General features: G+C 68.4%; 10 protein-coding genes. 5 read left to right on the top strand and 5 right to left on the bottom strand.

Annotated elements, in window-relative coordinates:
• Window positions 1–85: 85 nt before the first annotated feature.
• The gene (locus QZ951_RS02060) at window positions 86–253 is read right to left on the bottom strand and encodes a hypothetical protein (protein WP_292998028.1); all 168 of its coding nucleotides are present in this window, start codon (window positions 251–253) and stop codon (window positions 86–88) included.
• Between the two features lie 207 nt (window positions 254–460).
• Here QZ951_RS02060 and QZ951_RS02055 point away from each other — a divergent pair, with 207 nt between their 5' ends.
• Window positions 461–868: a nuclear transport factor 2 family protein gene (locus QZ951_RS02055; RefSeq protein WP_292998026.1), complete on the top strand. Its 408-nt coding sequence runs from the start codon at window positions 461–463 to the stop codon at window positions 866–868.
• A gap of 10 nt (window positions 869–878) precedes the next feature.
• Here the strand turns inward: QZ951_RS02055 and QZ951_RS02050 are convergent, their stop codons facing one another.
• A complete protein-coding gene (locus QZ951_RS02050; protein WP_292998024.1) occupies window positions 879–1,868 on the bottom strand; it encodes a phospholipase A in 990 nt (329 codons plus the stop codon).
• Window positions 1,869–1,954: 86 nt separating this feature from the next.
• Here QZ951_RS02050 and QZ951_RS02045 point away from each other — a divergent pair, with 86 nt between their 5' ends.
• Window positions 1,955–3,724: a monovalent cation:proton antiporter-2 (CPA2) family protein gene (locus tag QZ951_RS02045; protein ID WP_292998022.1), complete on the top strand. Its 1,770-nt coding sequence runs from the start codon at window positions 1,955–1,957 to the stop codon at window positions 3,722–3,724.
• A gap of 145 nt (window positions 3,725–3,869) precedes the next feature.
• On the opposite strand, the gene QZ951_RS02040 is transcribed toward QZ951_RS02045, so the two are convergent.
• Window positions 3,870–4,943 carry a diguanylate cyclase gene (locus QZ951_RS02040; RefSeq protein ID WP_292998020.1) on the bottom strand — a complete coding sequence of 358 codons (1,074 nt, stop codon included), beginning with the start codon at window positions 4,941–4,943 and terminating at the stop codon, window positions 3,870–3,872.
• Window positions 4,944–5,141: 198 nt separating this feature from the next.
• Here QZ951_RS02040 and QZ951_RS02035 point away from each other — a divergent pair, with 198 nt between their 5' ends.
• Window positions 5,142–6,455: an adenylate/guanylate cyclase domain-containing protein gene (locus tag QZ951_RS02035; RefSeq protein WP_292998018.1), complete on the top strand. Its 1,314-nt coding sequence runs from the start codon at window positions 5,142–5,144 to the stop codon at window positions 6,453–6,455.
• 25 nt (window positions 6,456–6,480) lie between these two features.
• Here QZ951_RS02035 and QZ951_RS02030 read toward each other — a convergent pair whose 3' ends face one another.
• Both QZ951_RS02030 and QZ951_RS02025 read right to left on the bottom strand, forming a co-directional pair.
• Window positions 6,481–7,767 carry an amidohydrolase family protein gene (locus QZ951_RS02030; protein ID WP_292998016.1) on the bottom strand — a complete coding sequence of 429 codons (1,287 nt, stop codon included), beginning with the start codon at window positions 7,765–7,767 and terminating at the stop codon, window positions 6,481–6,483.
• A 25-nt stretch (window positions 7,768–7,792) separates the two neighbouring features.
• Window positions 7,793–8,746, bottom strand: coding sequence for an isoaspartyl peptidase/L-asparaginase family protein (locus QZ951_RS02025; protein WP_292998014.1), 954 nt, complete (start codon window positions 8,744–8,746; stop codon window positions 7,793–7,795).
• A gap of 165 nt (window positions 8,747–8,911) precedes the next feature.
• Between QZ951_RS02025 and QZ951_RS02020 the strand changes: the two genes are divergently transcribed.
• Together QZ951_RS02020 and QZ951_RS02015 are read left to right on the top strand one after the other, a co-directional pair.
• Window positions 8,912–9,217 carry a hypothetical protein gene (locus QZ951_RS02020; RefSeq protein ID WP_292998012.1) on the top strand — a complete coding sequence of 102 codons (306 nt, stop codon included), beginning with the start codon at window positions 8,912–8,914 and terminating at the stop codon, window positions 9,215–9,217.
• Between the two features lie 600 nt (window positions 9,218–9,817).
• Complete coding sequence (locus QZ951_RS02015) at window positions 9,818–11,206, top strand: sodium:solute symporter family protein (RefSeq protein WP_292998010.1); 1,389 nt, start codon at window positions 9,818–9,820, stop codon at window positions 11,204–11,206.
• The last annotated feature ends 3 nt before the right edge of the window (window positions 11,207–11,209 follow it).

Here is an 11,209-nt window from a genome sequence, read left to right as displayed (position 1 = left end):
GAGACCTGCCGCGCACATGACGAGGCCCGGATCGCGCTGGGCGCGATCCGGGCCTCGGGTCAGCGGGTGCGGTGATGCGTCTGGTTCAGCGCCCCAGCCACGGCAGCGACGGTACCGGCACGGCGACTGCGGCCGCACGGCCTTCGAGACGCGCCTGCAGCGCGGCCTGCGGCTGGCTCTGCTGCTGCTGCTGCTGGCGCTGACGCTCGGCAGCCTCACGCAGCGCACGGGAAATGGCGACGGACTTCATCATGGCGGTTCTCCTGGCAGGGTCGGCGACGTGCCGGCGTGAGGAGACGATGCGCCCGTGCGACGACATGCGCGCCGCCCGGTCGATGAACGCGAACGGAACACGGGCTCAGCGGCATCGGCTGCAAAGGCCCGGCGACCGGACCGTTCGCGACGGTCGCAAATGACCGATGATCGGTCGCATCCGTCACCCACCGCGCGCCGCACCGCCATGATCCGCCACGACCTCGAAGCCACGATCCACGCCTACATCCGCGCCTGGAATGCCCGGGATTTCACGGCCATGGCTTCGCATTTCACCGAGCCGGCGGTGTTCATCCGCGCGTCCGGCACCCAGGCGCTGGCGACGCGCGCCGCGCTGGAGGCCTTCCTGCGCGGCGTGTTCGACTCGCTCGAAGCCGCCGGCTTCGATCACACCGAGATCGGCGCGATCACCGTCCGCGAATGTGCCGACGGCCTGTGGCTGGCCGAGGTCGCCGACATCCGCCGCTTCCATCGCGATGGCCATCTGATGGAAACCATCGAAGTGCAGTACAGCCTGCGCCGTGATGCCGATGGCGCGTTGCGTATGATCTCCGCGCTCTGGTGCCAGCCGGGCTGGCACGCGCGCGTGCTGTAGTCGGCGTGGCTCAGCGCGCGAGCGAGATGCCGACGCCGACGCGGGTCACGGAGCGGTCGTAGTCGAGCAGGCTTTCGCCATAGCCCTGCCAGAGATAGAAGGTCCAGAAGAAGTAGTCGTTCTTGCCGGGAATCGTGTAGTTCACGCCGACGGCGCCGCGGGCCGTGGTCGGGTTGTAGCGGAACGTGGCGCTGATCTGGTGCCGGTTGAACAGCCGCTGCTGCACCTGCAGTTCGGTGTAGCCGTAATAGTCCTGGATGTCCGGATTGTCGTCGCGCTTCGGATCGGTCGCCGCACGGTTCTTTTCCTCCGGCAGGCGATACCACCACTTCCAGTAGACCAGCGTGTTGTCGCGTTCGTAGTACGGCGCGATGTAGATGCGGTTCCAGCTGCGCGAGTCAGGCAGGGACTTGCCGTTCGACTCGTGCTCGATGCCGAAATCGGACGCCAGATACCACCACTTCGCGCGATTCTCGTCGTCCGGCACGAGGCGGTAGAACGCCTCCGGATTGAAGTTGTTCTCGCGAAACGGCTTGGACTTGTCGCCGTTCAGAGCCTGGAAGAACGACTTCTGCGAGTACGCGAAGTACACCGGCGTATCGAACACGCGCAGTTTCAGGCTGAGATTGAACAGCACTTCGCTGGAGTTGCCCGGATAGCGCCCGGAGTACGTCGCCGGCAGCAGGAACATCGGCTTGTGCAGCGACAGACCCTTGGCATCGTTGACCAGCGCGAACGAATCGGAGGCGACGTCGATGGTCCAGCGCTTGCGCGGCTTGCGCGTTTTCGGCCCGACGTTGGCGTCGTTCGAATCCGGGCTCGCCGTCGGGGTCGACGCTTCGCTCGCTGCGGCAGTCGCCGCATCGGGGTCCGCGGCCGCCGCGGGGGCGTTTGCCGTGTTCGGAGCCTCTGGGGCCGCTGCCTCGGCGCGGGCAATGGCAGGGGTGCCGACGGTGCAGGCTATGATCGAAAACGAAATCCATCGGCCGAAAATCGGCATCACGGGGTCCTTGTGTCGGGATGAAACGGCACGATAACGGAAAATCCTGCGGCTTCCCGCCGCAACCACGCTGACGGACCTGCGCCATGCTGACCGAAGTTGCCCTGTTCCTCGCCGCTGCCGTCGTTGCCGTGCCGCTGTTCAAGCGGCTGGGGCTCGGCGCGGTGCTCGGCTACCTGTTCGCCGGCCTGCTGATCGGGCCGTCCGGCATGGGCTGGATCGATGGCGTGCAGCGCGTGCTGCATGTCTCGGAGTTCGGCGTCGTGCTGCTGATGTTCGTCATCGGACTCGAGCTGCAGATCAGCCGCCTGTGGCGCCTGCGCACGCACGTGTTCGGGCTCGGTGGCGCGCAGGTACTGCTGTCGACCGCCGCATTGGCCGGCGTCGCGCTGGCCCTCGACCTGCCGCCGGCGGCGGCGATCGTCACCGGCTTTGCGCTGGCGATGTCGTCCACCGCCTTCGTGCTGCAGATGCTGGCCGAGCGCAAGGAACTGGCCGATCACCACGGCCGGGCGTCGTTCGCGATCCTGCTGTTCCAGGATCTGTCGGTCATTCCGTTCCTCGCGCTGCTGCCGCTGCTCGGGGCCTCGGTCGATGGCCATGGCGGTGGCGGCGGCTGGCTGGGCGGTGCCAAGGCGATCGGCGCGCTGGTGTTGGTCGTGGTCGGCGGCCGCACGCTGTTGCGGCCGGTATTCCGGCGGCTGGCGGCGATCGAGATGCCGGAGGTGTTTACCGCGGCGGCGCTGCTGACGGTCACCGGCACCGCGCTGGCGATGGAATCGGTCGGGCTGTCGATGTCGCTCGGCGCCTTCCTCGCCGGCGTGCTGCTGGCCGATTCCGAGTACCGGCACGAGCTGCAGGCCGACATCGAGCCGTTCAAGGGCCTGCTGCTCGGGCTGTTCTTCATTGCCGTCGGCATGTCGGCCAAGCTGCACCTCGTGGTCGAGCAGCCGCTGGCGGTGCTGGGCCTGGTCGGCGGTCTGATCGCGATCAAGGGCGTGATCCTGTACGGCATCGGCCGCGTGTCCGGACTCAGCGGCGAATCGGCACGATCGCTGGCGTTCGCGATGCCGCAGGGCGGTGAATTCGCGTTCGTGCTGTTCGGCGTCGCGGCCACGGCCGGCATCATGAGCGAAGGCCTGCGTGATCTGCTGGTCGTCGTCGTCACCGGGTCGATGATCGCGACGCCGCCGTTGTATGCGGTGATGGCGCGCTTCCGCAAGCGCGATGGCGATGCCCCGGCCTATGACGTGATCGACGTGCCCGAGCACGACATCGTGCTGGCCGGCTTCGGACCGTTCGGCCAGATCGTCGGCCGCATGCTGCGGGTCAAGAAGATTCCGTACACCGTGCTCGAGCGTGACGCCAAGCAGGTGGACTTCGTGCGCCAGTTCGGCAACACGATTTTCTACAGCGATGCTGGCCGTCTCGAAGTGCTGCGAGCGGCGAAGGTCGACAAGGCGCGCTTCTTCGTGCTCGCGATTGCCGATGTCGAGCAGAGCCTGCGCATCGCCGAAGTGGTGCGTCGCCACTTCCCGAACCTGCGCGTTTTTGCGTGCGCGCGTGATCGCCAGCACGCGATGCGGCTGATGGATCTCGGCATCACCGACATCATTCGCCGCTCGTACGCATCGAGTCTGGAGACGACCGGCGAACTGCTGCGGGCGCTCGGTGAACCGGAGGCGCAGGTGGAACGCGAAATCGAGCGCTTCCGCCGCTTCGACCAGGACACGCTGCTGAAGCAGCACGCGATCTATCGCGACGAGAAGGCCCTGATCCAGACCGCCAAGGATTTCTCGAAGGAACTGGAGCAGCTGTTCGAAGCCGATGCCGTGGCGGCGGAGAAGTCGAACTAGGCGGCCCCGTACGGTTCGATCCGATATGTTTCGGAAAAGCGTCGCCCAAAAAAGAGGCCGCGAGAGGATTTAGCTCGTCGCGGCCCAAGGCTCAGGGTCGTTGTCGTTCGGGGCCCCATGGCCCGGGACGGAATGCGGGGTTGAATCAGGAGGCGAGCGCGAGTCTCGGCTTGGTGGAGGAAGCACTGCTCGGCGGTTCCATGCCGATCTGACGCTGGATCGTGGTGGCGGCGCGGATCAGCGACTGCGTCGACTGACCATCGTCCGGGAAGCGGCTGTGACCGATACCCCAGGCGAAGCGGAAGACATCGCCGCTGTCGCTGGTGACCGGCGTGCTCAACTGGGCGCACAGGGTGCTGACGGCGGTAGTCAGGTCGCGGCCTTCACGGTCCTGCACCATCAGGATCAGGCCATCGTGCGACAGGCGCGCCAGCGAATCGCCACGGAACTCGTTGGCAATGCGGTCGGTCAGCGCCAGCAGCACGCGGTTCATCTGGTGATCACCGAGGCGCTGCACCAGCGGCCGGTAGTCGCGCAGTTCGGCGTAGACGAGGCTGAACGGCACCGTTCCGCGGCTGTCGGCGTCGACCAGCTGCTTCAGCAGCTTTTCGGTGAACAGGCTGCGGTTCGGCAGGCCAGTGACGCTGTCGAAGTAGGCGAGGCGGTGCACGCGGTCGGCTTCGGCGAGTTCGCTGGCCATGGCTTCGCGGCGCTCGGTCGTACGCAGATCGAAGCGCGACGCGAAACTCATCGACAGCATCATCGCGATGCTGAGCACGGTGAGCGACAGATCCGCGGCCGGCGGCACCAGGGTGCCTTCCACCGGAATCTGCAGCGCCGACATCGCCGTGTACTGCATCGTGCCGATGGCGGCGGCGGCCAGCAGTGCCGCACCGATCTTGGCCAGGCCGGCAAGCTGCAGGTGACGTCCGACCAGCATCAGCGCGATGGCGGTCAGCGATACGGCAGCCAGCTCGGCCAAGGTGGCGGTCAGGGCGTTCGAGGCCAGCGACACGGCGAAGCCGAACGCACCGAGGCCGACGACCGACATTGCCACCCAGCCGGTGCCGATCGCGGCGGCGCCGGCGACGAGCCAGAGACGACGACGCAGGCCGTTGAAAAAGGCGAGGCGGCTGCCGAGATCCAGCACGCACCACGACGCCACGCCTGCGATGCAGGTCGATGCGAGTGCGGGAGAGATGTCGAACACTGCGGCCATGGGGTCCTCTTGAATGAGGCCGATTCTGGTCGCCGAATCGCGGCCATCGAGTCATCACCGATGATCGGCGCCGATCCGGCAACGAGCGGAGCGATCCGGTTTTCCTGCCGAAATGAGCGGCGTCGTATGACCGACAAATGGCACTCGACGCGCAATCTCGCGATGTGATCAGTGGGAGGTCCCGGAAACGCGGCGGGCGTGCGCATAATCCGGGGCATGGACGCGATCATTCCGCAGGTGCTGGTCTCGCTCGTGGCACTGGGCATGGCGCTGGCGTTCGTCTCGGCGGACCGCGAGTCGCCGACCTCGCGCGCGCTGGCCGCGGCGCTGACCTTCATCGGCATCTCGATCTTCGCGAACTCGAGCTTCGTGCTCGCCAATCCCGCCAATCCGCGGCTCGGCGGCTGGCTGGCGATTCCCGAATCGCTGGCGATCATCGCGGTGCTGGAATGGGTGCTGCGGGTGCGCCGGACGATCCCGGCCGGCGCGCTCGATACCCGCGGCGGCGATGGCATGCTGAAGCTCGGGCAGCTGTCCGGCGCGCTGTACAGCGTGTTCGCGATCGCCGCCCCCGAAATCCGGGCGGAGCACTTCCAGTTCGCGGCGACCACGCCCGATGCGCTGCATCATCCGGGCTTCTGGCTGTTCGCCGGGCCGATCCTGTTTTCGGCCCTGACCGGCCTGCTGTCGATCCTGCTGCTGCTGCGACGCCACCCGGACCGGCCGGAACGGATCCGCGTGATCGGTCTGGCGATCGCGATGCCGTTCTTCATCGTCAGCTTCGTGCTGGCGGAAGCGGTCGGGGTGATCAGTGTCGTGATCGGCGAAATGATCACGCTGATCGGCGCCGTGCATTACCACGTGCTGCAGGGTCAGCGCGGGCAGTTCATGTCGCGCTTCCTGTCGACGCAGGTCGCCGAACTGGTGCGCCGGCGCGGCCTGAAGCACGCGATGGAGCAGAACTATCTGGAGATCACCGTCGTCGTCAGCGATCTGTGCGGCTTCACGGCCTACGCGCAGGCGCATCCGAGTTCCCGCGTGATCGAGGTGCTGCGCGAGTATTACGACGCCGTCGGCACCGTCGTGGCCGAGTACGGCGGCACGATCAAGGACTACGCCGGCGACGGCATCCTGATTCTGGTCGGCGCACCGCTGTCGATCGCCGACCACGCGGTGACCGGCCTGCGCATCGCCCACCGCGTGCGCGACGCCGCCGCCAAGGTCAACGCCCGCTGGAGCAGCGACGGCCACCGGCTCGGCATCGGCGTCGGCGTCGCCAGCGGCTTCGTCACGGTCGGCGTCATCGGCGGCGCGTCACGGCTGGAATACACCGCGGTGGGCCCGGCCGTGAACTTGGCCTCGCGGCTGTGCGAGCAGGCCGCCGATCTGGAGATCCTGATCGACGGCCGCACCCGTGAACTGGCTGGCGACGTGCCGCTGGAGGTGCGCCCGCCGATCGACGTGAAAGGCTTCGACGAGCCGATCCGCCTGTTTGCGCTTCCGGTGGCCTGACGAACCCGTCGCGGCCGATGGCGGCTCAGGGGCGCAGGAAGGCCACGCCGTCCTTCATTACGAACATCGGCGTCTGCAGCAGCGTGATGTCGGCCAGCGGATCGCCGCTGACGGCGATCAGATCCCCGACGAAGCCGGGCTCCAGCCGGCCCAGCCGCTTCGGCTGATCGAGCAGTTCGGCCGCGTTGATCGTCGCCGCGCGGATGGCGTCGATCGCCGGCATGCCGGCTTCGACCATGTACGCGAATTCCTTGGCGTTTTCGCCGTGCGGAAAGACGCCGGCATCGGTGCCGAAGGCGATCTTGACGCCGGCCTTCCAGGCCCGACCGAAAGTCTGCTGGATCAGCGGACCGATCGCGGCGGCCTTCGGACGCACCAGCGGCGAGTAGTAGTCGGCGTCCTTCGATTTCTCGGCGACATAGCGGCCGGCGGAAATCGTCGGCACATAGAACGCGCCGGTCTTCCGGAACAGCGCGATCGCTTCGTCGTCCATGTAGGTGCCGTGCTCGATCGAATCGACACCGCCGCGCAGTGCGCGCTTGATGCCCTCGTTGCCGTGGGCGTGGGCGGCGACGCGGAAGCCGTAGTCGTGCGCGGTGGTGGTGACGGCGCGCACTTCCTCTTCGGTGAACTGCGAATTCTGGCCGCTGGCGGCCTGGCTCAGCACGCCGCCGGTCGCGGTGATCTTGATCAGGTCCGCACCTTCCTTGTAACGGGCGCGCACGGCTTGCCGGGCCTGATCGACACTGTCGATCACGCCGTCGACCGGCCCCGGAATGCCGAGCGCGGTGCTGAAGCGCTGCGACAGGCTGTTGGTCGGATCGGCGTGGCCGCCGGTGGTCGCGATCGCCTTGCCGGCGGTGTAGATGCGCGGGCCGGGCACGCGCCCGGCGGCGATCGCGCGCTTCAGCGAGATGTTGACGCCATCGCTGCCGCCGAGATCGCGCACCGTGGTGAAGCCGGCTTTCAGCGTGCGCTCGGCGTAGGCCACGGAACGGTAGGCGTCATCGGCCGGGTTGCTGGTCAGCTCGTCGCGGAAGGCATCGGCCTGCTTCGCGGTTTCGCTGGTCAGATGCACGTGCATGTCGATGAGACCCGGCAGGCAGCTCTGCTGGCTCAGGTCGATCCGATTGCCGGGTCCGGGCAGGGTCGGGCCGACCGCCGTGATCACGCCGTTGTCGATGGTGACGCTGGTGCGCTCGCGCCAGACGCCGGCCTTGACGTCGAGCAGGCGTCCGCAATCGACGATCACCGGCGCGGCGAATGCCGCCGGGGTGCACAGCAGGGCCGCAGCCACGGCGATCAGACGCATCGAAGCACTCCGAAAATCGAAAGGGTCAGCCGGCATCGTCGCGGCGAATCGCGACCTTGGCAATCCCGGATTGATCGACCCAGGCGCGGTAGAGCACGCCCGCGTTGAACGGCAGGCTGATCGTGCCGTCGCGGCCGATGGCGATGCAGCCCCCGACGCCGTTGGCGCGGCGCACGTCGTCCAGTGCGGCTGCGCAGGCCTGATCGATGGACTGGCCGCGGAACACGATGCGGCCGTGCACGTTCTGGCCGAACGCGGCGCGGATGAAGGCTTCGCCCGTGCCGGTGCACGAGATCGCGCAGCTGCTGTCGTCGGCGAAGGTTCCGGCGCCGAACACGGCGCTGTCGCCGACCCTGCCCGGCAGCTTGTTGGTCAGCCCGCCGGTCGAGGTGGCGGCCGCGAGATGGCCGCGGCCGTCGCGCGCGACGGCGCCAACGGTGCCGAAGGCGGCATCGGGCACGTCGTCGTCGACATGATCGAGCGCGATGGCGCCGGTTCGCTTCGCGGCCTCGAGCTGTTCCAGACGCAGCGGAATGATGAAATGCGCCGGCTCGACCATCGTCAGCCCGAGATCGGCGGCGACGCGCTCGGCGCCGCCGCCGACGAGCAGCACATGCGGCGTCCGTTCCATCACCGCACGGGCGAGCTGGATCGGGCTAGCGACGCGCGACACGGCCGCGACGGCACCGCAGCCGCGATCTTCGCCGCGGGCAACGGCGGCATCGAGTTCGGGCAGGCCGTCGCGATTCAGCACCGCGCCGATGCCGGCGTTGAACAGCGGGCAAAGCTCCAGCCGCTCGACCGCAAAGGTCACGGCGTCGACGGCGCTGCCGCCCTCGCGCAGCACCCGGCAGGCCGACTCGGCGATGTCGCGCAGCGCTGCGCGCTGCCGATCCTGCGGTCCCGCGTTGGCGGGCAGTTCGCCGGCGCCACCGTGCAGCGCGAAGCGGATTCGGGAAGCGTCGAAAGGAGCATTCATGGCGCGATCTTGCCGGGATTCCGGTCCGAATGCGCAGCCGATGGCGTGCAGCCCGGTCCATCCGTTCCCGCGGTTTGCGCACGGCCCGACGCGGGCGTACTCGACGGGCGAGCGTGACCGTCAGCCATCGGGATGCACACGCGCACAAGGACAGGAGACAGCACGATGGGCCTTGCACCGCTGCCGGCTGCCCACCGCTCGCGCCTTGCGTTTCACCATGCGGGGCAGTGCCTGCTGGGTCTCGTTGCCGGGCTGGGCTTCACCTCAGCGGCGACCGGTCATGTCGCGGTCTGGCCACTGATTCCGCAGTTCTCGCTGGACGTCCCGGGGGACGAGGCGGCTGGCGGCGCACGCCCCTCGGCGTCATCGTCAATGCGATTGCAATCCTCGCGTTCGCCACCGCTTCGCCCGATGCCGCGGTCGGCGAGCGCAGCCGGCTGGTTCGCGGCAGCAGTGGTCATCGCCGGCTGAGGCCATTCGTTCGGCTTCCTGACCGGCACGCTGTGCGGCGTACGCGGCCACGAATTCGGTGGCGTGCCGGCCAACACTGTGACCTGCCGGCTGTTTCTGGCCGCCGCTGCCGCCCGCGCGCGGCGCGGGCAGTCGTCGGCCAGTTTCGTCGTCGGCTTTCGTGTGTCGGCATCGGCGGCCCCCGACCGCGAGGCGGCGCCTCGCATCCATCGTTTGTGCGGTCCGGCCGTGAGACGTCGAAGGGTTCGACACGCGATGCCTCCCACGGGCTCGATCTGGACGGTTTCCGCACCGATGGCACCGGCCCTGTGCGGCCGCCGATCCAGGCGCAAGTGTTCACCAGGACGCCGGTCGAGACGGTGCGGCAGAAGCGGGTGACGGCAGCGACAGATGACACAGCGGAGCCGACGCCGAGCAAGATCCCGCGGCCCTTGCCGCGCGCGGCAGCCTCATCGAGTCCAAGGCCGGCTCTGGTGCAGGCGCCCGTTGCGGACCCGTCGACGGCACCGGCCAAGCCGGAGCCGACGCTGCGGCAGGCGCTGTCGCGCTGGCTTTCCGCTAGCCTTGCCGAACGTTCGTCGTCCGCGCCCACTGCCTGCCTTGAACCCGATCCTGCTGTGCATCCTCGGCTATGTCGTGCTGCAGCTGGCCGTGGTCTTCGTCATCGCGCGCCGGCCGCAGACCGAGGCCGACTATCTCGTCGCCGGGCGCAGCCTCGGGCCGTGGCTGTCGGTGTTTTCGGTGTTCGCGACGTGGTTCGGGGCCGAGACCTGCATCGGTGCAACGGCCGAGGCGTACCGCGGCGGACTGAACGCGGTGAGTTCGGACCCGTTCGGCTACTCGATCGGCCTCATCGCCACCGGCCTGTTCTTCGCGGCGGCACTCTGGAAGCGCAATCTGCTGACCCTGGCGGACCTGTTCCGCAATCATTACGGTCCGGGCATCGAGCGGCTGGCGGCGCTGATCATGATTCCGTCGTCGCTGCTGTGGGCGGCGGCGCAGGTCCGCGCGTTCGGGCAGGTGCTGGCCTCGGTTAGCGAACTCGGGCTGATCACTGCCACGGCGATCGCGGCGCTGGTCGTGATCATCTACACCGCGGTCGGCGGCATGTGGGCCGATGCCTGGACCGATCTTGCACAAGGCCTGGTGCTGATCGCCGGTCTCGTCGCGCTCGGGGCGATGTTCGCGCTGCTCGGCGGCTTCGACAGCCTGCCGCAGACCGCCGCTGCCGCCGCCGCGAAAGCGCCGCCGCCGGACCGGCCGCTGATCGAGATCCTGGCGGTGCCGATCTTCGGCACGATCGCCGCGCAGGAACTGACCTCGCGCGTGCTGGCGATGCGCAACGCGCGTCTGGCCCGCGTGGCGACTGTCGGCGCCGGCCTGCTGTATCTCGCCGTCGGGCTGATTCCGGTGGTGATCGGCCTCGGGGCGGCCGCGTTCATCGGCCCGGACGTCGACCCCGAGCAGGTGCTGTCCCGCTTCGCGCAAAGCCGCCTGCCGACGCCGCTGTACGTGCTGTTCCTCGGCGCGCTGGTGTCGGCGATCCTGTCGACCTTGTCCGGTGCGCTGCTGGTCGCCGGTTCGCTGGCGGCGCACAACATCGCCGAGCCGCTGCTCGGCACCGCGGTCAGCGAGCGCGCGAAGCTGCGGATGAACCGCGCTGCGGTGGTCGGCTTCGGAATCGCCGCCTATGGGCTGTCATTCACCAGCGACAGCATGTACGCGCTGGTCGAGCAGGCATCGGGCATCGGCTCCGCCGGCGTGCTGGTGCTGATTGCGTTCGCGCTGTGGCTGCCGCGCGTCGGTGGCGCCGCGAGCGCCGCGGCGGCATTGATCGCGGCACTGACGACCTATCTGCTGGGCAGCCACGTCTTCGGCTGGACGGCGCCGTATCTGGCGTCGCTGGCGGCGGCGCTGACCGCGTACCTGCTGCTTGCCGTCGTCACGCCGAAGGCGAAGCTCGCTGAGCCGGCATCGGCCGGGCCGTGAACG

It is taken from the genome of Nevskia sp., assembly GCF_021732705.1.
Lineage (GTDB): Bacteria > Pseudomonadota > Gammaproteobacteria > Nevskiales > Nevskiaceae > Nevskia.
This window is presented reverse-complemented; position numbering and strand designations above follow the sequence as displayed.

What these genes read in the sequence shown, in the direction of transcription:
- QZ951_RS02060 (WP_292998028.1), bottom strand. Translation starts at nt 253, where the DNA reads ATGATGAAGTCCGTCGCCATTTCCCGTGCGCTGCGTGAGGCTGCCGAG.
- QZ951_RS02020 (WP_292998012.1), top strand. Translation starts at nt 8,912, where the DNA reads ATGGGCCTTGCACCGCTGCCGGCTGCCCACCGCTCGCGCCTTGCGTTT.
- QZ951_RS02040 (WP_292998020.1), bottom strand. Translation starts at nt 4,943, where the DNA reads ATGGCCGCAGTGTTCGACATCTCTCCCGCACTCGCATCGACCTGCATC.
- QZ951_RS02030 (WP_292998016.1), bottom strand. Translation starts at nt 7,767, where the DNA reads ATGCGTCTGATCGCCGTGGCTGCGGCCCTGCTGTGCACCCCGGCGGCA.
- QZ951_RS02025 (WP_292998014.1), bottom strand. Translation starts at nt 8,746, where the DNA reads ATGAATGCTCCTTTCGACGCTTCCCGAATCCGCTTCGCGCTGCACGGT.
- QZ951_RS02045 (WP_292998022.1), top strand. Translation starts at nt 1,955, where the DNA reads ATGCTGACCGAAGTTGCCCTGTTCCTCGCCGCTGCCGTCGTTGCCGTG.
- QZ951_RS02055 (WP_292998026.1), top strand. Translation starts at nt 461, where the DNA reads ATGATCCGCCACGACCTCGAAGCCACGATCCACGCCTACATCCGCGCC.
- QZ951_RS02050 (WP_292998024.1), bottom strand. Translation starts at nt 1,868, where the DNA reads ATGCCGATTTTCGGCCGATGGATTTCGTTTTCGATCATAGCCTGCACC.